The following is a 24,266-nucleotide window of genomic DNA, read 5'->3' on the forward strand; positions in this document are numbered from 1 at the left end:
ACCCGCCTCTGGACCAGGGTTTATGAGTCCACGCCCTAGTGGAGACCGTGATTCCGTCGAACCCGGCCTATCAGGACACTCTGCATCAGATGACGAACTACTTCACCGCCCATGGCAGTTCGCTCGTCCAGGCGCAGCAGCAGGCGATCGCATGGATCGGCCAGACCGTACAGATGCAGTCGTCGCTGCTCGCTTATGTCGACGTCTACTGGGCCTTGATGCTGATTTCGCTGTCGGCGATTCCGCTGGCGCTCACCTTGCGCAAGGTCAAGCTCGGCGGCGGCCCGGCCATGGCACATTGAGGAGCGCGACTACGGTGGTGATGAACAGGCCCTCTCCCACAAGGGGCGAGGGCGCTGCATTGTACAGTGCGCCGGACGGCTCGTTGGTCCGGAGTATCTCTCTGCCAGGCGGGGCACGCTGCCGCTTGGCGGCGGCTTTGCCTACCCGACATGATCACGTCGCGCTCAGGCCTGTTCGTCCGCGATGCCGTTGCGCAACAGGCCGATACGGTCGATTTCGACCTCGACGACGTCGCCGGGCTTCATCCAGAGCGGGGGCGTGCGGCGGGAGCCGACGCCGCCGGGCGTACCGGTGGCGATGACGTCGCCCGGCTCGAGCCGGGTGAAGGACGAGCAATATTCGATCTGGCGCGGGATATCGAAGATCATCTGGCTGATCGTCGCCTCCTGCACCACCTCGCCATTGAGCCGGGTCTGCAGCTTGAGCGGGCCGAGATCGTCGATCTCGTCCGATGTGACCATCCAGGGGCCGAAGGCGCCGGTGTCGGGGAAATTCTTGCCCGGTGTGAACTGATGGGTGTGGCGCTGGAAGTCACGCACGCTGCCCTCATTGTAGCAGGCATAGCCGGCGATGTGCTGGAAGGCCTCGCTGCGCGGAATATAGCGGCCGGGCTTACCGATGATCACGGCGAGCTCGCCCTCGAAATCGAGATCGGTCGAGACGCGCGGGCGGATGATATTGCGGAGGTGCCCGGTCTGGCTGTTGGCGAAGCGGCCGAACACCGTGGGATTCTCGACCTCCGAGCGACCGGTCTCCTTGCGGTGGGTCTCGTAGTTCAAGCCGATGCACAGGATCTTGTCCGGGTTCGGGATCACCGGCAGGAAGGTGATCGTTGAGAGCGCATGCCGTGTGGCCTTGGCCGCCGCAGCCGCCGCCTCCGTCAGCGCGTTGGCCGCGATCGCCGATTTCAGGTCTGGGAAGCGGTCGCGCAGGAGGGCCCCGAGATCGGCGATCTCGTCACCTTCGACCAGTCCCCAGGACGGCGCGTCGTGAATTGTGAAGCTTGCAAATTTCATCTGATGTCCTTTGGTCAGGTCGAGGCCGCCGCGACGGCGGAGGAGGAAGACGGGTCCTGCGTCGTCCTCGCGAAGCGCGCAATCGTGCGCTCCGGGAAGATCAGCGCAAAGGCCGAGATGGCGCCGGTGATCAGCACGCCGGCGGTGAAGGTCATGGCATGGGCATAGCCGAGCGGGACGTTGCTGCCGGCCTCGCCGACGATCCAGCCGGTGAGCGCGTTGGAGACCAGCGCCGAGGCAGCATTGCCGGAGTAGATCACGACGATCAGCCGGCCGCGCTGCACGGCGGGCGCGATCGCGCCGAGCGCGACCGGGCCGAAGATCGTGGTGAGGCTGGGCGCGGCGAACGCGATCGCGACGCAGGCGAGCTGCAGCGGGCCTGTCGTGACGATGCTGAGCAGCAGCGCGCATCCGGCGGCGAGCAATGCCAGGCCCGAGGCATGGCCGAGGCAGGCGCGCAGGCTGAACCCCTTGCGCTGCAGATATTGCGTCAGCCAGGAGCCGCCGAGCAGCAGCGGCGACTGGAACAGATAGATGCCCGAGATGATCCAGCCGACGTCGACCTGCTTGTAGCCGAGCCCGAGCTGCAGAAAGGGCGGCAGCCAGGTCGCGGACATGCCGACGATCCAGTACGACGCGGTGGACATGATGATGACGCCGATCACGGTCGCATCGCCCCACAGCACGCGCACGGGCAGCGCCTTGTCCTTGGCGGCCGTGGCTTCAGGGCCGTGCGCGGCCGAATAGGGGCCTTCGCCGCCGATGAAGAACCAGCCGGCCATCCAGACGAGACCAAGCAGGCCGCAGAACAGGAAGCCGGTGCGCCAGCCGTAATTGACGATGACATAGGTCAGGATCGGACCGCCGGCCAGGAGACCGACGCTGATGCCCTGCAACACGACGGCGCTCGGCACGCTGCGCCGGTCGGCTGGAAACCAATTGTAGCAGGCATGCAGCGCGGTCGGCAGGCCCGGGCCTTCGCCGGCACCGAGGATGATGCGGCAGAGCACCAGCACGGCGATCGAGCTCGAGAAGAAGATCGGGAGCTGCGTCGCCGACCACACGCCGGCCATGATCAAGAGCAGCCATTTCACCGGAAAACGTCCGACGACGAACATGCCAACCGCCATGCCGGACAGCGAGAACAACAGAAAGAAGCTGCTGCCGATCAGGCCGAACTCCTTCGGGCTCAAGCCCAGTTCCTTCATCATCGGCACGGCCGACAGGCCGAACACCAGCTTGTCGAAGAAGTTGAGCGTCTGGAACAGGAACAGCATGATGAGGACGGCGATCGCACGTCCTCCCATCAGTCCGCTTCTGGCCTCGGTTGATGTCGTCATGGCGCTTCCCCGTTTGATATTCTTGTTGTGATTAGTTCAGTCGTTCGGTCAGCTCGCTCAGCAGTGCCGCGAGTTCCGGCGTGTCCTTGGCGACGCCGTAAACATAATGGTCGGGCCGGACCAGCGCGGCGCTGCAGCCGTGGCGCTCGAACCAGCGTGCGACCACGCCGCTTTCTTCGGGCAGGCCGCTGCCGCCGATACTGACCGTATGGATGCCGGCCGCGCCGGTTGCAGCATCGCTCGCGCGGAGCTCGCTGCGTCCGTCGAGGATCAGCCGCCATCCGGCGCCGGCCAACCGATCGAGCAGGGCCCGTTCGCCGTCGCACAGAATCCAGGGCTGCGGAAACAGCGTGCCGTTGGCCGCGTTCGGCTTGGTCGCCAGCAGGCCGGTGGTCAGCGGCGGCACGATCTCCTGACGGGTGATGGTGCGCGGCACGCCGCCGCCCTCGGCGAGGATGCGCGCATCGCGGGCCGCGGCGGCTGCCGGATCCTGCTCGCAGATGACGCGGCCGATCGCCTTGATGCGGGTGGTGAGCTCGCGCACATGGGTGCTGCGCTCGGCCTCATAGCTGTCGAGCAACGTTTCGCGCGACTGTCCGCGCAGCACGCGGCTGAGCTTCCAGCAGAGATTGGCGGCATCGCGCAGCCCCTGGCACATGCCCTGGCCGATGAAGGGCGGCTGCTGATGCGCGGCGTCGCCCGCGAGCAGCACGCGGCCCTGGCGCCAGCGGCTCGCGACCAGCGCATGGAAGCGGTAGCTCGCCGCGCGCCAGAGTTGGCCGTCTTGCGGCGCGAGCCAGGGCGACAGCAGCTGCCAGACGTGCTCCGGCTGCGCCATCGCATGGCGGTCTTCGCCCGGCCGCAGCATGATCTCGAAGCGCCGATGGTTGCCGGGGCCGAGAATGTAGGTGGTCGGGCGCGCCGGATTGCAGAATTGGGCCGCGGTTGCCGGCAGCTTGCGCACGCCGCTGTCGTTGACCCTGATGTCGACGACCAGCCAGGGTTCGTCGAAGTCGAGATCATCGAAGGTGATGCCGAGCTTCTGGCGCACGGTGCTGGAAGCGCCGTCGCAGGCGATGACGTAGTCGGCCGTGACCTCGCGCGTGGCGCCGTCCTCGCGTGTCAACACGACGGTGGCGGCGTTCGCGTCCTGGCGGATGTCGACCAGGGTCGTGCCGAGCTCGACCGTCACGGACGGAAGGCCGGCGACATAGTCGCGCATCACCTGCTCGACCGGCGGCTGCGTGAACACCATGCTCGGCGTGTAGCCGAGCGGGTAGGGCTCACCGATCATGTCGATGCGCCGGATCAACTGGCCCTGGGCGCCGAAATGCTCCGATGCCGGAAACGGCGCGACGTAGCGGCTCACCTGCTCGGCGATGCCGAGATTGTCGAACAGCCGCATGATCTCATGATCGAGCGCGATCGCGCGCGGCTTGTCGTAGATCTCGCGGGCGCGGTCGATCGCGAGCGTCGTGATGCCGTCGCGGCCGAGCAGGCTCGCCGCGATGGCGCCGGTCGGACCGAAGCCGATGATGACGACCTGATAATGGTTTGCGTCTGACATGAATGACATGAGTCCCGGCGCTCTCGGCGTGAAGAAGGATCAGGCGGCGAAGCCGACCGCGAGCTGCGCGGCCTTGACGTGTTCGGCCTTGGGCGGCGCGATGCCCCATTGATCGGTGCGGCCGGGCGGCCAGACCCAATGCTCGGGCCCGCGCACGACATAGTCGTCGTCGACCTGCAGCACCTCGGCGGTGTATTCGATGACGGTGCCGACGGGATCGATGAAATAGGCAAACACATTGTCGCCCGGGCCATGGCGGCCGACGCCCCAGGCGATCGGATAGCCGGCATCGATCATGCGGCCCGATCCGCGCATCACGCCCTCCCAGGTCGGCATCAGGAAGGCGACGTGGTTGAGTCCATTGACCTTGGCCGCGGCGATCACGACAGCATGGTGGTCGGAATTGCAGCGAACGAACGCCATCGCCGCCGAGCGGTCGGTCAGCTTGAAGCCGAGCGCCCGCGCGTAGAATGCGGCGGTGCGATCGACATCGGTGCTGTTGAGATTGACGTGGGCCAGCCGCTCGGGGAGCTCAGGCCGTGACGGCCTGGCATCGTGCCTGATATCGCCATGGACAAAGCGCAGCAGGCCGCCCTCGGGGCTGCGGAGCGTCATGATCGTCCCGCCGTCGGGCGCCACATTCGCCGCCGGCGCGGCGATCAGCGTCGCGCCTTGTTCAATGGCATTGCGAGAGATCGCCTCGAAGTCATCGGCGTCGGCAACGCGGAAGGTCACCGCTCTCAGCTCGGTGCGCGCGCTCCGATGCAGCGCGACGACGTGATGATCGCGTCCCGTTGCGCGTAGATAGACGACGCCATCTGCCGTCCCGACGCGCTCCAGCCCCCAGACCTCCCGATAGAACGCTTCCGAGCGTGCGAGATCGGGCGTGCCGAGATCGACGCTGCGCAGAGCCGTGACCGGAAACCGGGTCATGAGCGTGTCCTCCCGCGCAATCACCTGAGGCGACGCGCCATGTTTCTTTATGCCGTGGGCCAGCGAGCCGGCTGGAGCGTTTTATTACATAAAAAATCGGAATCAACCAGAATTTATAAATTTTACGTTCTCGGATCGGGCTCTATATATGTTGCGCGATTCAGAGGAGATCGAACGTGGACGCAGCGGTAGCTGTCGAGGGGCAGGTCCCGGCGACCCAGGCAAGCCATGTCTATGATCGGCTGCGCGAGGACCTGCTGTCCGGGCGGCTCGCACCGTCGCGCAAGCTGCAGATGCGTTTCCTGACCGAGACCTATCAGACCGGGCAGACACCGCTGCGCGAGGCGCTCAACCGGCTGACAGCTGACGGCTTGGTCGAGGTGCGCGAGCAGCGCGGCTTCTACGTCAAGGACATCAGCCGCGCCGAGCTCGCCGAACTGACCAAGACGCGCTGCTGGGTCGAGGCGCTGGCATTGCGCGAGTCGATGGCGGCGGCGACGCCGCAATGGGAGGAGCAACTGGTGCTGGCCCAGCATCGCCTCAGCCGGGCGCCGCGCTCGCTCAATGCCACCGCGTTCGAGGACAATCCGGAGTGGGAGCGGCTGCACCGCATCTATCACCGCGTCCTGATTTCGAACTGCGGCTCGCAATCCCTGATCGGCTTCTGCGGCCAGCTCGCCGACCAGCTCTACCGCTATCGGCGGCTGTCGATCCGCAAGGCGTTTCCGTCACGCGCGGTCGGCGACGAGCACGCTGCGATCGTCGAGACGGTCCTGAACGGGGATATCGAGCGCGCGGTGCAGCTGTTGACGGCGCACTACCAGCGCACCGCCGACGTCATCCTGCAGGACGAGACCATCTTTCCGGAGCTGCGAGACCGCGGCCCCGGGAAAGGTGAGTAGTTGCTCACGTTGATGCGGCCAGGAAGAAGTCGACGCGCTCTTCGACATAGGTCTGCGCTTCCTTCTTCAGCGCGCGCACGTCCTCACCGAGCAGGGCGCGAAACAGCATGGAGAAGACTGCGAGGTCGATGAAGATCCTTGCGGTCTCCTCGATCCGCTCCGCCGCGAACGCGCCCCTGCCGTACAGCCCCTCTGCCCGCGCCAACTCGGCGATGACATGGCCGACATTGCGCGTGGCGCGCTGGCGCGCCGAATCCTGGACTTCCAGCGTGAGGTCGGGAAAGCGCGGACTCTCGGCAATGGCCGTGCGCATCAGGCCGATCGTCTCGTCCGCAAAGGCGCGTTCGATCAGCGTCACAGCGAGGTTGACGAGCCGCGCGCGGAAGGTGCGGCCCTGCGGCACCAGATTCTCATATTGTGTGTTGTTCGCGGCCTGACGGCCGATGACCGCCGCGAACAGCGCCGCCTTGCTGGGGAAGCGCGCATAGATCGTGGGCTTTCCGGCGCGGGCGGTCTGCGCGATCACGTCGACGCTCGCCCCTTCGAAGCCATGGGCCAGGAACACCGTCTTGGCGGCATCGAGAATGCGCTCCTCGACCTCGCCAGCCCGTTCGAGCGGCGGCCGCCCGACCTTGCCACGCGCCGTCTTGGGAACTGCCATCCGATCTGCCATCGCTTTCTATCGAGCTCGTTGAGATTTCAGCCCTCTTTGGCACACCAGCCGGGATTGATCAATCAAGGGCGCTGCTGCGGCGCGGGCTTTGGCCAGTATCGCCTTGCATCGCCCTTCCAGGGCGTCCTCGCCCGCCAGACCGCTGAATACGGCTGTGGACCCCCTGCATCCGCCAACGCTCAGGCCGCCTTGTCAGGCGCAGGGCTCGGCATCGGCGTGTCTGCGCGCTCTGCCGAGAGCAGCATCAACGCCGCCAGCGCCGACAGGCTGAGGCTCGCTGAGACGAGCAGCACCATTCGGCCGAGCGCGTCGATCAGCAGGCCGAACACCAGCGGCGCAAAGGCCTGGCAGATCCGCGATGGTGCGCCGATCAGGCCGAGCCGGTAGGCGTAGTTGGCCGGGCCGAAGATCGCGAGTGGCAGCGTGCCGCGGGCGATGGTCAGGATGCCATTGCCGGAGCCGTGCAGCAGCGCGAACGCCGCGGCCGCTCCGCCGCCGAACAGCGCGATGGTCAGGGCGCCGATCGGATGGGTGATGCAGGCCAGCCGCGCCGAGGCGAGCGGATGAAAGCGGCTGAGAAAGCCGGCCTCGACCACGCGCGCGGCGACCTGCGCCGGCCCGATCATCATCCCCGCAAACAAGGCCTGCGCCGGCGTCGCGCCGAACGCCTGCATCAGCCGCGGTAGATGCACGGCCATCGCCGCGGTCACCGTCCAGGCCGCGGCCATCGCGAAGGCGATCAGGACCATCGGGCGGTCGAGCGGGATCTTCGGCTTGGTGGTCTGCTCCTCGCCCGCCGCGATCTGCGTCGCGCGCGGCAGCGAGAGATTGAGCGGCAGGCCGATGACGAGATGCGCGATGGCCCAGGCAAAGCAGGTCTCGCGCCAGCCGATCGTCGCCAGCCCCCAGGTGCTCAGCGGCCAGCCGACCGTCGAGGCGAAGCCGGCGATCAGGGTGATGCCGGTGATCGCGCCGCGGGCGTCCTTGCCATAGATGCGCCCGAGCGTGCCGAACGCGGCGTCATAGAGGCCGAGCCCCATGCCAACGCCGAGCCACAGCCACGCCACTGCCATCACCCAGAGCGAATGCGACAGGCCGAGCAACGCGAGTCCGATCGCGAGCACGATGTTGGAGGCACACAGCACCTGCCGGCCCCCGACGCGATCGATCTGGCGGCCGATCCGCGGACCCAACAGGCCGGAGATGATCAGCGAGGCGGAGAACGCGGCGAAGAACCAGTTGTTGGACAGGCCGAGATCCCGGGCGATCGGATCGGCCAGGATCGCCGGCAGATAGTAGCTCGAGCCCCAGGCCAGGGTCTGGGCGGTGCCGAGAGCGATGACCACGCCCAGCCGTCGTGCCTGCATTGTCAGATCTTTCGCCAGTTCGCGTTACGAGCAGCCGCAGCCCGCGCGCCCCGCCGCCTTGGCCTTGGCGTCGTCCGCGCAACAACTGTCTACGCGCGACGGAGCAGGGCCGCCACAGCAGCCGGACAAGGCAGCAATGCTCTCCAGTCCGCCGCGGGTGCAGACACCGGTCTCGGGCAGTTGCAGCTCGACCCGTGCGGCCGCCGCCTTGTCGCCGGCGATATCTGCGGTGATCGAGCGGACCTGCTCATAGCCGGTCATCATCAGGAATGTCGGCGCCCGGCCATAGCTCTTCATGCCGGCGAGGTAGAGACCCGGCTCATCGGCTTGCGCCAACTCGCGTGCGCCGTGCGGCCGGACCGTGCCGCAGGAATGTTCGTTCGGATCGATCAGCGGGGCCAGCGCCACCGGAGCCTCGATCGCCGGATCGAGCCGGACGCGCAACTCCGACAGCAGCGACAGGTCGGGGCGGAAGCCGGTGGCCACGATCAACTCGTCGGTGCTGACGGTTCGGCCGCTGCTCGCGACGACCTGCAACTGGCCATCCTGTCCGGCGATCTGCGTCACATGAAATCCGGTCTCGAGCCGGATGCGTCCTGAACGCACCAGCGCCGCAAACGCCATGCCCAGCTCGCCGCGTGCGGCGAGCTGGTCGGCGCTGCCGCCGCCAAAAGCGCGCGTCGGATCGTCGCCGCGCAGCAGCCAGATCGCCTGCGTTCCCTGCGCCTCTTCGGCGAGGGCGGCGAGCTCCATCAGCGTGCCGATCGCCGAATGGCCGCTGCCGAGCACCGCGACGGTCCTGCCGGCATAGCGGCCGCGCTGCGCGTTCAGCACGTCGGGCATTGCATAGGCGATATGGTTGCGATGGTCGATCTCGCCGCGCGCGGGCAGGCCATTGCTGCCGGCCGGATTGGGCGAGAACCAGGTCCCGGACACGTCGATGACGGCATCGGCCTGCATGGCCGCCTCGCCGTCGCCGTTGCGATAGCGGACCTCGAACGGCACCGCCGCGCGTCCTTTCGACTTGGCCTTGTCGAAGCCGACGCGGCTGATCGCGGTGACGCGATGCGAGGTATGCACGACCTCGCGCAGCGCCGTGCGGGTCGCCAGCGGCGCAAGATACGCCTCGATCAGTTCGCGCCCGGTCGGATAGACCTCGGGAGCGGGCGGAGTCCATCCGGTCGCGGAGAGCAGCCGCGCCGCCGCCGTATCGATGTTGTATTTCCACGGCGAGAATAGCTGCACATGCTGCCATTGCCGGATCGCATGGGCAGCCTCCGGACCTGCTTCGAGCACTACAGGTAACAGGCCGCGCGCGAGCGCATGCGCCGCAGCCGCGAGTCCGACCGGCCCGGCGCCGATGATCGCGATCGTCTTTACTCCCGTCATGGCTTATCCTTTTATATTTCTAGAATGATCGAATAATGAGGCAAATGATCACGCCGCCGGTCTGGCCGAGCCACAGCCGCTTTCGTCCACGCAGCATTCCGAGACCAGAAATCCGACCAGTGAGCGCATCATGTCGTACTCGGCATGGCAGACCAGGGTGGTGCCCTCGCGCAGTTGCGAAATCAGCCCGACCGCGACCAGCGTCTTGACGTGATGCGACAGTGTGGACGCGGGGATCTTCAGCCGCTCCTGCAGTCGACCGACCGGCATGCCGGCATGACCGGCGCGCACCAGCGCCCGGTAGATCTTCAGGCGCGTGGTGTTGCCGAGGGCTTCCAGGCGGGCGGCGGCATCGTCGAGCTTCATGGTCCCAAGCTTGCCGCACGCGGCCGGTGGGAGTCAACGCTATTTCTAGAATATTCGAAATAGCGGGTGAGAGTGCCAGTCTGGGAGGCTTGACCTCCGGTCATTATATCGGTAATTCTGGATATATGGAAGACGAACAAGCCGTCCTTGCTTTGGCCGCGCTGGCTCAGCCGACCCGGCTGCAGGCTTTCCGCCTGCTGGTGCAGAACGAGCCGCAGGGGCTGCCGGCGGGCGAGCTCGCGCGCCTACTTGAGGTGCCGCAGAACACGCTGTCGGCACATCTGGCGGTGCTCGCCCGCGCCGGGCTCGTCCGCTCCCAGCGGCACAGCCGCTCGATTGTGTACCGCGCCGATCTTACTGAGCTCCAAGCGGTCACCTTGTTCCTCCTGCAGGATTGTTGCGGTGGCCGGCCTGAGATCTGCGCCCCCGTGATTGAGAGCCTCACCCCGTGCTGTCCGCCCAAACGCAAGGACAAGAGCCGTGCCTGATCGCATCTACAATGTGCTGTTTCTCTGCACCGGAAACTCGGCGCGCTCGATTCTTGCGGAATCGATCCTGCGCAAGCAGGGCGCCGGCCGCTTCCGCGCGTTTTCGGCCGGCAGTACGCCGAAGGGCGCTGTGCATCCACTGGCGATCGAGCTGCTCGCGCGCATGGATTATCCGACCGATGATCTGCGTTCCAAAAGCTGGAGCGAGTTCGCCGTCGCGGGCGCGCCGGTGATGGACTTCGTCTTCACCGTCTGCGACGCCGCGGCCGGCGAGGCCTGCCCGATCTGGCCGGGGCAGCCGATGACGGCGCATTTGGGCATCGAGGATCCGGCGGCGGCCGAAGGTACGGAGCTGGAGCGGCTCGCCGCGTTCACCACCGCCTTCCGCTATCTGAACAACCGCATCGGCGCCTTCATCCAGCTGCCGCTCGATCGCATCGACAGGCTGTCGCTGGGGACGCGGCTGCGCGAGATCGGAACCCGTGAGGGGGCTACATCCTCGCGCTCCGACGTCGCGTGATCCGATGACAGTGTTCGAGCGCTATCTGACGATCTGGGTCCTGCTCTGCATCGTTGCGGGCATCGGCTTTGGCCATCTGATGCCGGACGTCTTCGCGGCGGTGGCGGCGGCGGAAATCGCCCGGGTCAACTTGCCGGTGGCGGCCCTGATCTGGCTGATGATCATCCCGATGCTGTTGAAGATCGATTTTGCCGCGCTCGGCGGTGTCAAGGCGCATTGGCGCGGCATCGGCGTCACCTTGCTTGTGAACTGGGCCATCAAGCCGTTTTCGATGGCGCTGCTCGGCAGCGTCTTTATCGGCCATGTCTTCGCGCCGATGTTGCCGCCCGGGCAATTGTCGTCCTACATCGCCGGTCTCATCCTGCTCGCCGCCGCGCCATGCACGGCCATGGTGTTCGTGTGGTCGAATCTCTGCGAGGGTGAGCCGCATTACACGTTGAGCCAGGTCGCGCTGAACGACGTCATCATGGTGTTTCTGTTCGCGCCACTGGTCGGCCTGCTGCTCGGCGTCGCCTCGATCACGGTGCCCTGGACCACGCTATTGCTGTCGGTGCTGCTCTACATCGTGGTGCCGGTCATCGTCGCTCAGCTTTGGCGAGCGGCCTTGCTGCGGACGAAACACGGGGCGTTAGAGCGCACCTTGCAGGTTTTGCAGCCGGTCTCGCTGGTCGCGTTGTTGGCGACGCTGGTGCTGCTGTTCGGCTTCCAGGGCCAGCAGATTCTCAGGCAACCCGTGGTCATTGCGATCCTGGCCGTGCCGATCCTGATCCAGGTCTATCTCAATGCGGGCATTGCCTATTGGTTGAGCCGTCGCCTCGGGGTTGCCTGGTGCGTCGCCGCGCCGGCCGCCTTGATCGGCGCCAGCAATTTCTTCGAGCTGGCGGTCGCGGCTGCGATCAGCCTGTTCGGGCTCGATTCTGGTGCCGCTCTGGCGACGGTCGTCGGGGTTCTGGTCGAGGTCCCCGTGATGCTGTCGGTCGTGCGCATCGTCAAGGCGAGCCGCGGCTGGTACGAAGCGGGACAGGCGGCGTAGCGACGTCTCACTTGGTGCAGGATCCGGAAAAGCGGAAACCGGTGCTCCGAACCGATCATGCTCGAACAAGAGTGAGATCTGATGCGTTTTTGTGGAAACGCCTCATGATCGAGGCCGAGCGACCCAGCGGGCCGTCTCAGCGGCGCGGCTCGTCCTCGTCGTCATCGTCACCTTCATGATCTCGCTTGCTGGGTTCGTAACGCAGGTCTGGCTCCTCCGGCAAGGTGTGCAGCGCCGCCAATTGCAAGTAGGCCGGTCCAGCTGGATCGATGCGGGCCACGGGCACGAGATTGGGGGAGCCATCTGCTGCAGCCAAGGTAAAGGCCAGCATGCCGCCAAGTCCCGCCACCAGCGTGGCGAGTGTCAAAATATCCCGCACGACTACCCTCCTCATGACCAGGGCAGGCATCGATACAGCCGTCGATACCCGCGCCGGTAGGATTGTGTCGCACCGACCCTTACCGTAGCCTGTCGCGCGGCGTCAGCGAATTGTAAGCTTCCCTGGGGCAGGATGCCGCTGTGGACGACATTTCGCCGCCTGCATTGGTTGAGCTCAATTCCGACATCGGAAAATCAAACTAATATCCGTACCAGCTCCCTAGCATTTGCAAATGCGCCGCGATCCGAGTTCGGCAACCGGGAGCGGTGCAAGCCATGACCGTTTCGATAACTTCGATAACCAAGGCGCTACGTCCCAGGAAGTCCATGCATTTGCCTCAAATTGGACAGTTCATGCGCATCATGATGCTGGCGATGTTGATCTCGACGGCGGCATCGGCGGCGACGGTCGCGCGCGAGGACGATCGCGAGCGTCGCGACGCGATGCGCCGCGCGGTTGAATCTGGCGATGCCATGCCGCTGTCGCAGATTCTTCCCAAGCTGCGCAGCCGGATTGCCGGGGATGTGACCGGCGTCGACGTCGAGCGCCAGCGCGGCCGCTGGCGCTATGAGTTTCGCATCATCGGCCGGGATGGCCGCGTGCGCGATGTCTATGTCGATGCGCGCAGCGGCGAGATCGAGCGGATCGAGGAAAAGTAGATGCGTGTGCTGCTGGTCGAGGATGATCCGCGGCTGTCGTCCGACCTGTCGCGGACGCTGCAGGCGGCAGGTTATCTGGTCGAGACATCCGATAATGGCGAGCAGGCCTGGTTTCTCGGCGATACCGAGGATTACGGTGCCGTGGTGCTCGATCTGGGCCTGCCGGGCATGGACGGCCTCTCGGTCCTGAAGCGCTGGCGCACGGCCGGTCGGCACATGCCGGTGCTGATCCTGACGGCACGTGCGAGCTGGGCCGAGCGGGTCGACGGTATCGATGCCGGCGCCGACGATTATTTGCCGAAGCCGTTTCGCAACGAGGAGCTGCTCGCGCGGCTGCGGGCGATCGTGCGGCGCTCCGCCGGCCATGCCGCTCCGGTGCTCTCGTCCGGCGATCTCATGCTCGACGAGCGCCAGATGAAGGTCAGCCTAGCCGGCGTGCCGGTGCCGCTGTCTCAGCTGGAATATCGTCTCATTGCCTATCTGCTGCGGCAGAGCGGCCGGGTCGTGCCGCAGCATGAGCTGGAGGAGAATGTCTATGGCCTCGGCCATGATCACGACTCCAACGCGCTGGAGGTGCTGATCCGGCGCGTGCGCAAGAAGCTCGGCGCCGAGATCATCGAGACCCGGCGCGGTTTCGGCTACATGATCCCGGAGACGGCTGAATGAGGTGGGGCTCGCTGCGGCTGCGGCTGGTGGCGGCGGGCACCATCGCCCTTCTGGTCGCGCTCGGTGTCGCCGGCTTCGGCATGGTCGTGCTGTTCAAGCGCCACGTCGCGCGGACGCTCGCCGCCGACCTCGATATCCACTTGCGGCAGCTGTTGAACGGTCTCGAGCTCGATCCGGAGGGACGGATCATGGTGTCCCGCCCGCCGGCGGATCCGCGTTTCACGGTGCCGCTGTCGGGGCTGTACTGGCAGATCTCGGACGATCGCGGCCAGCTGCTGCGCTCGCGCTCGTTATGGGACGCGATCCTGCCGCTGCCGATCGATGAGCCGGGGCCGACCGACGTGCATCAGCACGAACTGGCCGGCCCGGACGGCGCGCGCGTGCTGGTTGCCGAGCGCGGCATCCTGATGAATCCGGAGCGCCAGAGCCGGGTGCGGGCGGCCGTGGCCTACGATCTCGATGGCGCCACCAGCGCGGTGCGCACCTTCGCCAAGGATCTCTCGATTGCGCTCGCCGTGCTCGCGTTCATCCTGGCCGTGGGCACCTCGGTTCAGGTCAGTCTCGGTCTGCGTCCGCTCGCGGTGCTGCGCCGGGGCGTTGCCGAGATCCGCAGCGGCAAGCGCCGGCATCTTCCGGTCGAGGTGCCGACCGAGGTGGCGCCGCTGGTCGAGGAGGTCAACGCGCTGCTCGACGCCCAGCAGCGCGAGATCACGCGGTCGCGCAGCCGCGCCGCCGATCTTGCGCATGGCTTCAAGACACCGCTCGCGGCGCTGGCGGCGGACGCCGCCCGACTGAGGGAGCTCGGCCAGCTGGAGCTCGCACGCAATGTCGAGGATGTTGCCGACGCGATGAGCCGGCAGGTCGATCGTGAACTGGCGCTGGCGCGGCTGCGCGGCAAGGTGCGTGGCGGGCCCGAGGCTGCGACGGAGCTGGCGCCGCTTGTCGATGCCCTGCTGGGGACGCTCGGCCGCACGCCGGCCGCCGCTCACGTCAGCTTCGACGGTGCGGTGCCTCCGGGCATGCGCTTGGCGATGGATCGCACCGATCTCGCCGAGGTGCTCGGCAATCTCCTGGAGAACGCCGCGCGACATGCGGTGAGCACGGTTCGCATTTTCGCCAGTGTGAGCCCGCTGTTCGTATCCGTCGAGGACGACGGACCAGGAATTCCGGATGCGCAGATCGGCCGCGTGCTCGAGCGCGGTGGTCGGCTCGACGAGCAGGGGCCTGGGAGCGGATTAGGGCTCGCGATCGTGCAGGACGTGCTCGAGGCCTATGGCTGGCGGTTGCAGATCGGCCGCTCCGAACTCGGCGGAGCCAGGATCACCATCGCGCCGGCGCTGACGTCAGCGGCGGGCCGGCCCGCGCCGAGCCGGCAGCGGAAGGAAATGCGGTCCATCCTGACAGCAGGCTGACGTCCCGCGTCAGCGCCGCGACGCCTGCGCTGCTTTATCCCTCGGACATGCCACCCCGCGCCTCGGCTCGCCAGCACGGAGGTGCTCCACGCATCGACGAAGGATCTGTCTCATGCGCCTACGAAACTCTGCCAAAACCTACGGGTCTGTCGCGATCGGACTGCACTGGATTGTCGCAGTTCTGGTGCCCGCCGCCTGGATATCCGGTCATCTCGGCGACATGCTGCCGCGCGGGTCGCATGATATGGGCCTGTTCATGCACGTCTCGCTCGGACTCGCGATGCTCGGCTTCGCGCTGGCGCGCCTGGCGTGGCGGCTGGCCGATCCGCCGCCGACGCCGGAAGCGACCAAACTCGGACCGTGGACCGTTCATGCCGGCGAGATCGTGCATCTCTTGATCTACGGCATCATGTTCGCAATTCCGATCCTGGGGATTCTCACCCAGTTCGCGCGTGGCTACGGGCTGCCGGTGTTCGGCCTGTTCGAGATCGCCTCGCCCTGGGTCGGTGATCGCGGCTTCGCCCATGACATGAAGGAGATGCACGAGGCCTTGGCCAACGGCCTGATGATCCTGATCGGCCTGCATGCCGGCGCGGCCCTGCTGCACCATTATTGGCTGCATGATCGGACCTTGAAGCGGATGGTGCCGGGACTGCGGTGATCCTTCCTGTCATACAGGCAGGCTAGAAGCTTCGGTCGAGGACCGAACCGGAGGACTGCATGCCTGCGACGCCGCATCTCGAAAAGCACTTCACCGCCACAGAAGCCGTTCGTGACGTGGTGATCGGGATGGCGGATGGGCTGACCGTTCCGTTTGCGCTGGCGGCCGGTTTGTCGGCCGCCGTCACCTCGACCGGCGTGATCGTGACGGCCGGCCTCGCCGAGGTCGTCGCGGGTGCGATCGCGATGGGGCTGGGAGGCTATCTCGCGGCCCGGACCGACGCCGAACATTATGCGGCCGAGGAGAGGCGGGAGAATGACGAGATCGACCGCCTCCGTGGTCGGGAAATCGAAGAGGTGGCGGCGATCTTCAGAGATTACGGGCTCAAGGGCGACGCCCTGACGACGGTGGTCGAGGCGATTGCGGCCGATCGCAAGCGCTGGGTCGACTTCATGATGCGCTTCGAGCTCGGCCTCGAACGTCCCGATCCCAAGCGCGCGCCGGTCAGCGCGGTGACGATCGGCGGCTCCTACGTGATCGGAGGGCTGATCCCGCTGATCCCCTACATGCTGGTCCACGACATTTCGGGCGCGCTGCGCATCTCCGTGATCGCGACCGGCGCGGCGTTGCTGATCTTCGGCGCCATCAAGGGCCACTTCACCGGCGTCAGCAAGGTCAAGTCGGCCTTGCAGACCGCGCTCGTCGGCGGCCTCGCCGCCGGCGCCGCATTCTGGCTGGCCCATCTGTTCGGGTAGGCAAGGGCGGCCAGCCTCGATTCCAGGCCGCAGCCGATCGCTGCCGGGAACCAAACTCCGCAGCCACGGTTAGATGGCATGCAGGAGGACTCCCATGCGCCGCGCCAAGATCAAGCCGACCCGCAACAAGCTCGACATGACCGACGAGGCCCAGGTCCGCGTTGTGACCAAGCGGCTCAAGATGTCGCCCGCCGAGCTGGCTGAGATGGTCGGCCGCATCGGCAATTCCATCACCGCGATCAACAAAGAGGTCACGCAGCAGCGCGCCGCGAAGCTGGCAGCGCCGGCCGGCGCGGTGATCGCCTCGGTGACCGTGACCGAGACGAAGGCGGAAGTCATCATGCCGGACGACACGCCGCCGGCCACCTGACAGCCGGAAAGTCCTAATCAACACCTGACATCCGCATTCGGGCTTTAAACAAGGGGCAGACGATGGATCAGCGCACCGATCGGGGTGACGCGTTGACGCGGGCAGCACTCAACCTCCGCAAGGCCAAGATCAGCGAAGGGCGGCCGTTTCCGCTGGGCGCCACTTGGGACGGTCTCGGCGTCAACTTTGCGATCTTTTCCGCGCACGCGACCAAGGTCGAGCTCTGTCTGTTCGATGAGACCGGCGACACGGAGCTCGAGCGCATCGAGCTGCCCGAATACACCGACGAGGTCTGGCACGGCTATCTGCCGACGGCGCGCCCGGGGACGGTCTATGGCTATCGCGTGCATGGACCCTATGAGCCGGATGCCGGCCACCGCTTCAATCCCAACAAGCTGGTGATCGATCCCTATGCCAAGCAGCTGATCGGCAATCTGCGCTGGGGTCCCGAGCTGTTCGGCTACCAGCTCGACCATGCCGACAAGGATCTCTCCTTCGATGATCGCGACAGCGCGCCCCTGATGCTGAAATGCCGGGTGATCGATCCGGCCTTCACTTGGGGCACCTCGCGCAAGCCGGAGATTCCGTGGGAGCGGACCATCTTCTATGAGATGCACGTCAAGGGCTTTACCAAGCTGCATCCGCTGGTGCCGGAGGCCGACCGCGGCACCTTCGCCGGCCTCGCGCATCATGACATTCCAGCCTATTTGCGCTCGCTCGGCATCACCTCGGCCGAGCTGCTGCCGATCCATGCCTTCATCGACGACAGCTATCTGATCGAGAAGGGGCTGCGCAATTATTGGGGCTATAATTCGATCGGTTTCTTCGCGCCGGAACCGCGCTATTTGAAGACGCCGTTCGCGACCGAATTCAAGACCATGGTCAACCAGTTCCACGCCAACGGCATCGAGGTGATCCTCGACGTGGTCTATAACCACACCGCCGAAGGCAACGAGCTCGGTCCGACCTTGTCTTTCAAGGGCATCGACAACGCCAGCTACTACCGGCTGATGCCGGAGCAGAAGCGCTACTACATCAACGACACCGGCACCGGCAACACGGTGAACCTGTCGCACCAGCGCGTGCTGCAGCTGGTGGCGGATTCGCTGCGCTATTGGGCGACGGAGATGCGGGTCGACGGTTTTCGCTTCGACCTCGCTACCATCCTGGCACGCGAGCCCTATGGCTTCGACGAGGGCGGCAGCTTCCTGGACGCCTGCCGCCAGGACCCGGTGCTGTCGAGTGTCAAGCTGATCGCCGAGCCCTGGGACATCGGTCCCGGTGGCTACCAGGTGGGGCAGTTTCCGCCGGGCTGGGCGGAGTGGAACGACAAGTTTCGCGACACTGCGCGGGCGTTCTGGAAGGGGGACGGCGGCACGCTCGCCGATTTCGCGAAGCGCATCTCCGGCTCGGGCGACCTCTTCAACAAGCGCGGCCGTCGGCCCTGGGCGAGCGTGAACTTCATCACCGCCCATGACGGCTTCAATCTCAACGACCTCGTCTCCTACAACGACAAGCACAATGAGGCGAACGGCGAGGACAATCGCGACGGCCACAGCAACAACCATTCCTGGAACTGCGGCGTCGAGGGACCGACGGACGATCCCGAGATCATCGGCTTGCGCGAGCGGCAGAAGCGCAACCTGCTCGCCACGATGCTGCTGTCGCACGGTACGCCGATGCTGCTCGCCGGCGACGAGTTCGGCCACTCGCAGGGCGGCAGCAACAACGCCTATGCGCAGGACAACGAGACCACCTGGCTCGACTGGATGGGCATTGCGCCGCAGGGGCGGGCTCTGCGCGAGTTCACACGCAAGCTGATCGCGATGCGCAAGGCGTTTCCGATTCTCTACCGCAGCCGTTTCCTGGTCGGCTCGCACAATGAGGACCTCGGCGTCAAGGACGTGACCTGGCTCGCTCCCTCAGGCGAGGAGATGACGACCGAGCAGTGGACCGACGACAACGCGCGCTGCTTCGGCATGCTGCTCGACGGCCGCGCCCAGGAGACCGGTGTCAAGCGCCGCGGCTCGGACGCGACGCTGCTTTTGATCTACAATGCGCATTTCGACGTGGTGAACTTCACGCTGCCCGCGGTGCCCGAAGGACACAATTGGCTGGCGCTGATCGACACCAACCAGCCTGATGCGCAGCTCCAGTCGTTTCCCTTCGGCCATGTCTATGCGGTCACGGGACGGTCGATGCTGGCGCTCGGCCTGTCGTCCGAGCAGCAGCCGATGCGCAGTCTGCGCCACGGCCTCGGTGCCCTGCTCGACATCGCGGAGGCGCCGCTGCCGGGGTAGGGGTCTTCGCGGGAGATCGCGGTTAAAGGACGTGGAGGCCAGACGCTTGCGGCCGTCCGAGCCATGAGGCCGAGCTGTCGCGGCATCAGCCGGCGGCCGCTGTCCGGCGTGCTTCACGCCCCCCGCGCGTATTTCGCAAGCCGCGCGTCCAGCACGCCGAGCATGGCCTCGCGCGCCGGATCGCGCGAGCCGCGCAGCCATGCCGCGGCCAGCGGCAGTCGTCCCGCGGTGCCGCCGCGCTGCAGCCGCAGCGGCACGAAGCGCACGCCCGACACCGCGAGCCGCGAGGTCCAGCGCGGCACGATGGCGATGCCGAGCCGGGCCGCGACGAGATGCACGATGGTCTGCTTCTCGTCGGCGAATTGCGCCACGTCGGGCGACAGCCCGGCCTGGGCGAACAGCTTCATTGTGAGGTCGTGGCTATGCGGGCGCGATCTCCGGTCCGGGACGATCAGCGGCTGGTCGGCGATGTCGGCGAGCGAGACCGAGGCGCGCCCGGCCAGCCGGTGCCGCTGCGGCAGCGCTACAACGGCGCTCTCGCTGAGCAGAGCACGGAATTCCAGCCGGGGGTCGGTGCGTTCGGGCGGCCGCACGAAGGCCAAATCGAGAGCACCCGAGAGGATCTTGGGCAGCAGCCGGATGGTCTTCTCCTCCATCAGCTGCACCGCGATGTCCGGATGGGCCTCGCGGAAATCATGCAGCAGCTGCGGCAACAATCCGGCGGCGGCGCTGTCGATGGCGCCGACCCGCAGCCTTGGTGCCTTGGTGCTGCGGGCGCGGCGGCGGAAGGAGGTCTCGACCGCCTCGACCTTCGCCAGAATGCTGCGGGCGTCGCGCAACAGCATCGTGCCGTGTTCGGTCAGCGATACCGCCCGCGTCGTGCGCGCGAACAGCGGCGTCGCCAGATCCTCCTCCAGCAGCTTGATCTGGCGTCCGAGCGCCGAGGGCAGCATCTGCAGCCGCTGCGCGGCCTTGCCGAAATGCAGCTCCTCGGCAGCAGCGATGAAGCAGCGGAGTTGGTGCAATTCCATCAGCAGCGATCCCGGGCAACGACGATTATATCATTTTTTTGTATAATGCCGCCGACATTGAAGCCAGTCCCTTTTACCGCCTACGGTCCCTCGATCAACGACAAGATGGGACGAGGGAGGTGACGATGGCCGGAGAGCTGGAGACGCGCGTGCTGCGCAAGATCACGTTGCGCATCGTTCCTTTCATCATGCTGCTTTACTTCGTGGCCTTTATCGACCGCGTGAATGTCGGTTTCGCGGCGCTGACCATGAACAAGGATATCGGTCTGTCGGCCTCCGCCTACGGCTTCGGCGCTGGCATCTTCTTCTGGGGCTATTTCCTGTTCGAGGTTCCCTCCAACCTCGCGCTCGACAAGTTCGGCGCACGGATCTGGATCGCGCGGGTCATGATCACCTGGGGCCTCGTCTCCGGCGCGATGGCGTTCGTGCAGGGCCCGATGAGCTTCTACGTGCTGCGCTTCCTGCTCGGCGCCGCCGAGGCTGGATTCTTCCCCGGCATCATCCTCTATCTCTCCTACTGGTTTCCGGCGCGGCAGCGCGCCGCCGTCACCGCGCTGTTCATGGCGGCCGCGCCGCTGTCGACGGTGCTTGGATCGCCGGTCTCGGGTGCGCTGTTGGAAATGGACGGCATTCTCGGCTTCAAAGGCTGGCAGTGGCTGTTTCTGATCGAGGCGCTGCCGGCAGTGTTGCTCGGCTTCGTCGTGCTCGGCTACATGACGGACCGCCCGGAGCAGGCCCGCTGGCTTGCCGACGACGAGCGCGACTGGCTGGTGCGCACGATGAATGCGGAACTCGCGAGCAAGGCCGCGACCGCGAGCCACAGCATCTGGCGTGGCCTCGCCGACATCCGTGTGCTGGCCTTGGCGTTGGTCTATTTCGGCACCTCTGCCGGCCTCTACACGCTCGGCGTCTGGGCGCCGCAGATCATCAAGCAGTTCGGCCTGTCGTCATTTGCGGTCGGCTTCCTCAATGCCGTGCCGCCGACCATCGCGGTCGTCGTCATGATCCTGTGGGCGCGGCATTCCGACCGCACCGCCGAGCGCACCTGGCATGTCGTGCTGGCCTGCGTCGTCGCGGCCGTCGGCCTCTGGTTGGCCGGACTGTCGACCAGCGTCGCCGCGGTGCTCGCAGCGCTCACTTTGGTCAATGTCGGCATCTCATCGTCGAAGCCGCCGCTGTGGAGCATGCCGACCATGTTCCTGTCCGGTTCGGCTGCCGCGGCCGGCATCGCCACCATCAATTCGATCGGCAATCTCGGCGGTTTTGTCGGTCCGGCCATGATCGGATGGATCAAGGACCAGACCGGCAGCTTCAACGGCGGCCTCTATTTCGTCGCCGGCCTGCTGGTGGTATCGGCAGTGCTGACCCTGTTGCTGGCGCGATCACAAAGCGCGAAGGCCGAGCAAGCGGCCACGCAGTCCTGACCCTCATACGGAGCCTCTTGTCATGCGCACTCATTCCATCGCCGCCATTCCCGCCGACGGCATCGGCCCCGAAGTGATCTCGGCCGGCGTCCGAGTCCTGGAGGCGCTCGCCAAGCGCTCGGGCGACATCAGCTTCAACGTCAAGACCTTCGATTGGGGCTCGGACTACTACAAGAAGAACGGCGTGATGATGCCGGCCGACGGCCTCGCCGAGCTGAAGAAATTCGACGCGATCTATTTCGGCGCGGTCGGCGCGCCTGACGTGCCCGATCACATCACGCTGTGGGGCCTGCGGCTGCCGATCTGCCAGGGCTTCGATCAATATGCAAATGTGCGCCCGACCAAGATCCTGCCCGGCGTTTCTTCGCCGCTGCGCAATGTCGGCGTCGGCGATCTCGACTGGGTGATCGTGCGCGAGAACTCCGAAGGCGAATATGCCGGCATGGGCGGACGTGCGCATCGCGGTCTGCCGGAGGAGGTGGGCACCGAGGTCGCCGTCTTCACGCGCATCGGCGTCACCCGCATCATGCGCTTTGCCTTCAAGCTCGCGCAGTCGCGGCCGCGCAAGTTCCTCACCGTCGTCACCAAGTCGAACGCGCAGCGCCACGGCATGGTGATGTGGGACGAGATCGCCGCCGAAGTGGCGCGCGAATTCCCCGACGTGACCTGGGACAAGATGCTGGTCGATGCGATGACCGTGCGTATGACCCTGCAGCCGAAGAGCCTCGACACCATCGTTGCGACCAACCTGCACGCCGACATTTTGTCGGATCTGGCCGGCGCGCTCGCCGGCAGCCTCGGCGTGGCGCCGACCGGCAACATCGATCCGGAGCGCCGCTTCCCGTCGATGTTCGAGCCGATCCATGGCTCGGCCTTCGACATCACCGGCAAGGGCATCGCCAATCCCGTTGCGACATTCTGGACCGGCGCACAGATGCTCGAACATCTCGGCGAGAAGGAGGCCGCGACACGGCTGATGGCGGCGGTCGAGAAAGTGTGTGCGGCCGGCATTCTGACGCCCGATGTGGGCGGCAAGGCGACCACCAAGGAGGTGACCGACGCTGTCATCGACGCGATTCACGGCTCCAACGTCTGAGGCGAGCCGGTCTCCCGTACAATCTCGGCGTGTTCGGGGTTGCGCTTGCAATGGACGCTGCGGGGCGTATATCAGCGCTTCCGCTGCGTCCGCGCATGCCAATCACATGCACGTCATACAGACGCGACAAATGAAGCGGGGGAGAAAGGACACATCATGCGTCGTCACCGTCGAGCCAAGATCGTCGCAACAGTTGGTCCCGCCAGCAATTCTCCGGAGATGCTGAAGGCGCTGTTCCTCGCCGGTGTGGACACTTTCCGTCTCAATTTCAGCCATGGCACGCAGGCCGACCACGCCAAGGTACACGCCGCGATCCGCGCGCTGGAGAAGGACGTGCAGCGGCCGATCGGCATTCTGATGGATCTGCAGGGGCCGAAGATTCGTGTCGGCACCCTGCGCGACAAGAAGATCCAGGTTGAATCCGGCGAGACCATCCGCTTCGTATTGAACGGCACCGAGGGCGACAAGACCTCGATTCCGTTGCCGCATCCGGAGATCTTTGCGGCGGTCGCGCCCGGTCACGATCTTCTGATCGATGATGGCCGCGTGCGTGTACGCGTCACCGGCCTCGGCGACGACTGGATCGAGGCCAAGGTGATCGTCAGCGGGACGATCTCCAACCACAAGGGCATCAATCTGCCTGGCACCATCCTCGAACTGTCGCCGCTGACACCGAAGGATCGTTCCGATCTCGCTTTCGGCCTCGAACTCGGCGTCGACTGGGTGGCGCTGTCGTTCGTCCAGAAGCCGTCGGACGTGCTGGAGGCGAGGGGCCTGATCAACGGCCGCGCCGGAATCATGTCCAAGATTGAGAAGCCGGCGGCGCTCGACCGCATCGATGACATCATCCAGCTGTCCGACGCGATCATGGTCGCGCGCGGCGATCTCGGTGTCGAGATTCCCAATGAGGACGTGCCGGGCAAGCAGAAGGAGCTGGTGCGCGCCTGCCGGCTGGCGGTGAAGCCGGTGATCGTCGCGACGCAGATGCTGGATTCGATGGTGGCGACGCCGACGCCGACGCGCGCCGAAGTGTCCGACGTGGCGACTGCGATCTATGACGGGGCCGATGCGGTGATGCTGTCGGCGGAATCGGCCAGCGGCCAATATCCGCGCGAGGCGGTGGCGATGATGGACAGCATCATCAAGGCGACCGAAGGTCACAAGATGTATCGCTCGATCGTCGAGGCGACGCAGCCGGGCGAGGAGCAGACGCCGCCGCACGCCGTCGCGACGGCCGCGGCCGATCTCGCCTCGGCGATCCATGCCAAGGCCATCGTGGCCTACACGTCGAGCGGCACCTCGGCGTCACGCGTCGCGCGCAAGCGGCCGAGCCTGCCGATTCTCGCGATCACGCCGAACGAGGATACGTCGCGCCGCATGTGCCTGCTGTGGGGCGCGCACAGCGTCCTGTCGCAGGACGTGCAGAGCTACGAGGAGATGGTTGAGCGCGCGACGTTCTTCGCGGTCCAGGAAGAGTTCGCCCAGGCTGGCGACCTGCTGGTTGTCGTCGCCGGCATCCCGTTCGCACAGGCTGGCACCACCAACAATCTGCGTGTCGTGACCGTGCCCAGATAGGAGGCAGCGAAAATCCCGTGCGTGCGGGCCGCCTGTCGCCT

At 66.0% G+C, this 24,266-nt stretch carries 25 protein-coding genes; 15 read left to right on the top strand and 10 right to left on the bottom strand.

Annotated features, from left to right (window positions below):
* Nucleotides 1–47 precede the first annotated feature (47 nt).
* Complete coding sequence (locus HL671_RS30630) at nucleotides 48–302, top strand: hypothetical protein (RefSeq protein WP_246706013.1); 255 nt, start codon at nucleotides 48–50, stop codon at nucleotides 300–302.
* Nucleotides 303–467: 165 nt separating this feature from the next.
* Here the strand turns inward: HL671_RS30630 and HL671_RS30635 are convergent, their stop codons facing one another.
* Genes HL671_RS30635 through HL671_RS30650 form a run of 4 tightly spaced genes read right to left on the bottom strand, consistent with a single transcriptional unit; the run spans nucleotide 468 to nucleotide 5,159 of the window.
* Complete coding sequence (locus HL671_RS30635; RefSeq protein ID WP_172241570.1) at nucleotides 468–1,319, bottom strand: fumarylacetoacetate hydrolase family protein; 852 nt, start codon at nucleotides 1,317–1,319, stop codon at nucleotides 468–470.
* Between the two features lie 14 nt (nucleotides 1,320–1,333).
* The gene (locus HL671_RS30640) at nucleotides 1,334–2,659 is read right to left on the bottom strand and encodes an MFS transporter (protein WP_172241573.1); all 1,326 of its coding nucleotides are present in this window, start codon (nucleotides 2,657–2,659) and stop codon (nucleotides 1,334–1,336) included.
* 31 nt (nucleotides 2,660–2,690) lie between these two features.
* Nucleotides 2,691–4,235 carry a bifunctional 3-(3-hydroxy-phenyl)propionate/3-hydroxycinnamic acid hydroxylase gene (locus HL671_RS30645; protein ID WP_172241576.1) on the bottom strand — a complete coding sequence of 515 codons (1,545 nt, stop codon included), beginning with the start codon at nucleotides 4,233–4,235 and terminating at the stop codon, nucleotides 2,691–2,693.
* A gap of 30 nt (nucleotides 4,236–4,265) precedes the next feature.
* Nucleotides 4,266–5,159: a VOC family protein gene (locus tag HL671_RS30650; RefSeq protein WP_172241579.1), complete on the bottom strand. Its 894-nt coding sequence runs from the start codon at nucleotides 5,157–5,159 to the stop codon at nucleotides 4,266–4,268.
* A gap of 176 nt (nucleotides 5,160–5,335) precedes the next feature.
* Between HL671_RS30650 and HL671_RS30655 the strand changes: the two genes are divergently transcribed.
* The gene (locus tag HL671_RS30655) at nucleotides 5,336–6,061 is read left to right on the top strand and encodes a GntR family transcriptional regulator (RefSeq protein ID WP_012045502.1); all 726 of its coding nucleotides are present in this window, start codon (nucleotides 5,336–5,338) and stop codon (nucleotides 6,059–6,061) included.
* Between the two features lie 4 nt (nucleotides 6,062–6,065).
* Here the strand turns inward: HL671_RS30655 and HL671_RS30660 are convergent, their stop codons facing one another.
* The 4 genes from HL671_RS30660 to HL671_RS30675 form a co-directional block, all read right to left on the bottom strand.
* Complete coding sequence (locus HL671_RS30660; RefSeq protein ID WP_012045501.1) at nucleotides 6,066–6,722, bottom strand: TetR/AcrR family transcriptional regulator; 657 nt, start codon at nucleotides 6,720–6,722, stop codon at nucleotides 6,066–6,068.
* Nucleotides 6,723–6,913: 191 nt separating this feature from the next.
* A complete protein-coding gene (locus HL671_RS30665) occupies nucleotides 6,914–8,101 on the bottom strand; it encodes an MFS transporter (RefSeq protein WP_012045500.1) in 1,188 nt (395 codons plus the stop codon).
* Between the two features lie 24 nt (nucleotides 8,102–8,125).
* Entirely contained in the window at nucleotides 8,126–9,490 is a 1,365-nt protein-coding gene (locus HL671_RS30670) for an NAD(P)-binding domain-containing protein (protein WP_172241582.1), read from the bottom strand.
* A 48-nt stretch (nucleotides 9,491–9,538) separates the two neighbouring features.
* Nucleotides 9,539–9,856 carry an ArsR/SmtB family transcription factor gene (locus HL671_RS30675; RefSeq protein WP_012045498.1) on the bottom strand — a complete coding sequence of 106 codons (318 nt, stop codon included), beginning with the start codon at nucleotides 9,854–9,856 and terminating at the stop codon, nucleotides 9,539–9,541.
* Between the two features lie 125 nt (nucleotides 9,857–9,981).
* Here HL671_RS30675 and HL671_RS30680 point away from each other — a divergent pair, with 125 nt between their 5' ends.
* The 3 genes from HL671_RS30680 to arsB are packed head-to-tail and all read left to right on the top strand — an operon-like array spanning nucleotide 9,982 to nucleotide 11,897.
* On the top strand, nucleotides 9,982–10,344 hold the full coding sequence (locus HL671_RS30680; protein ID WP_172241585.1) for an ArsR/SmtB family transcription factor: 363 nt from the start codon (nucleotides 9,982–9,984) through the stop codon (nucleotides 10,342–10,344).
* Nucleotides 10,337–10,864 (top strand): arsenate reductase ArsC, encoded by a 528-nt coding sequence (locus tag HL671_RS30685; protein WP_172241588.1) that lies wholly within the window; start codon nucleotides 10,337–10,339, stop codon nucleotides 10,862–10,864. The genes HL671_RS30680 and HL671_RS30685 overlap by 8 nt, the downstream gene beginning before the upstream one ends.
* Before the next feature lie 4 nt (nucleotides 10,865–10,868).
* On the top strand, nucleotides 10,869–11,897 hold the full coding sequence (gene arsB, locus HL671_RS30690; protein WP_012045495.1) for an ACR3 family arsenite efflux transporter: 1,029 nt from the start codon (nucleotides 10,869–10,871) through the stop codon (nucleotides 11,895–11,897).
* Nucleotides 11,898–12,033: 136 nt separating this feature from the next.
* Here arsB and HL671_RS30695 read toward each other — a convergent pair whose 3' ends face one another.
* Nucleotides 12,034–12,276, bottom strand: a complete 243-nt coding sequence (locus HL671_RS30695; RefSeq protein WP_244424118.1) for a hypothetical protein — start codon at nucleotides 12,274–12,276, stop codon at nucleotides 12,034–12,036.
* Nucleotides 12,277–12,629: 353 nt separating this feature from the next.
* Between HL671_RS30695 and HL671_RS30700 the strand changes: the two genes are divergently transcribed.
* From HL671_RS30700 to glgX, 7 genes are all read left to right on the top strand, one after another.
* A complete protein-coding gene (locus HL671_RS30700) occupies nucleotides 12,630–12,935 on the top strand; it encodes a PepSY domain-containing protein (protein WP_012045493.1) in 306 nt (101 codons plus the stop codon).
* A complete protein-coding gene (locus HL671_RS30705; RefSeq protein ID WP_012045492.1) occupies nucleotides 12,936–13,601 on the top strand; it encodes a response regulator transcription factor in 666 nt (221 codons plus the stop codon).
* A complete protein-coding gene (locus HL671_RS30710; RefSeq protein WP_012045491.1) occupies nucleotides 13,598–15,013 on the top strand; it encodes a sensor histidine kinase in 1,416 nt (471 codons plus the stop codon). The genes HL671_RS30705 and HL671_RS30710 overlap by 4 nt, the downstream gene beginning before the upstream one ends.
* Before the next feature lie 112 nt (nucleotides 15,014–15,125).
* Nucleotides 15,126–15,674, top strand: a complete 549-nt coding sequence (locus HL671_RS30715) for a cytochrome b (protein WP_012045490.1) — start codon at nucleotides 15,126–15,128, stop codon at nucleotides 15,672–15,674.
* A gap of 59 nt (nucleotides 15,675–15,733) precedes the next feature.
* Nucleotides 15,734–16,429 (top strand): VIT1/CCC1 transporter family protein, encoded by a 696-nt coding sequence (locus HL671_RS30720; RefSeq protein ID WP_172241591.1) that lies wholly within the window; start codon nucleotides 15,734–15,736, stop codon nucleotides 16,427–16,429.
* A 94-nt stretch (nucleotides 16,430–16,523) separates the two neighbouring features.
* Nucleotides 16,524–16,799, top strand: a complete 276-nt coding sequence (locus tag HL671_RS30725) for a DUF3606 domain-containing protein (protein WP_012045488.1) — start codon at nucleotides 16,524–16,526, stop codon at nucleotides 16,797–16,799.
* Between the two features lie 62 nt (nucleotides 16,800–16,861).
* Nucleotides 16,862–19,099 carry a glycogen debranching protein GlgX gene (gene glgX, locus HL671_RS30730; RefSeq protein ID WP_172241594.1) on the top strand — a complete coding sequence of 746 codons (2,238 nt, stop codon included), beginning with the start codon at nucleotides 16,862–16,864 and terminating at the stop codon, nucleotides 19,097–19,099.
* A gap of 113 nt (nucleotides 19,100–19,212) precedes the next feature.
* Here the strand turns inward: glgX and HL671_RS30735 are convergent, their stop codons facing one another.
* Nucleotides 19,213–20,130 (bottom strand): LysR family transcriptional regulator, encoded by a 918-nt coding sequence (locus HL671_RS30735; protein ID WP_012045486.1) that lies wholly within the window; start codon nucleotides 20,128–20,130, stop codon nucleotides 19,213–19,215.
* Between the two features lie 125 nt (nucleotides 20,131–20,255).
* Between HL671_RS30735 and HL671_RS30740 the strand changes: the two genes are divergently transcribed.
* The 3 genes from HL671_RS30740 (at nucleotide 20,256) to pyk (ending at nucleotide 24,225) form a co-directional block, all read left to right on the top strand.
* Nucleotides 20,256–21,554: an MFS transporter gene (locus HL671_RS30740; protein ID WP_172241597.1), complete on the top strand. Its 1,299-nt coding sequence runs from the start codon at nucleotides 20,256–20,258 to the stop codon at nucleotides 21,552–21,554.
* Nucleotides 21,555–21,576: 22 nt separating this feature from the next.
* The gene (locus tag HL671_RS30745; protein ID WP_012045484.1) at nucleotides 21,577–22,650 is read left to right on the top strand and encodes a tartrate dehydrogenase; all 1,074 of its coding nucleotides are present in this window, start codon (nucleotides 21,577–21,579) and stop codon (nucleotides 22,648–22,650) included.
* Between the two features lie 156 nt (nucleotides 22,651–22,806).
* On the top strand, nucleotides 22,807–24,225 hold the full coding sequence (gene pyk / locus HL671_RS30750; RefSeq protein WP_172241600.1) for a pyruvate kinase: 1,419 nt from the start codon (nucleotides 22,807–22,809) through the stop codon (nucleotides 24,223–24,225).
* Nucleotides 24,226–24,266 lie beyond the last annotated feature (41 nt).

It is taken from the genome of Bradyrhizobium denitrificans, from assembly GCF_013179005.1.
Taxonomy (GTDB): Bacteria; Pseudomonadota; Alphaproteobacteria; order Rhizobiales; family Xanthobacteraceae; genus Bradyrhizobium; species Bradyrhizobium denitrificans.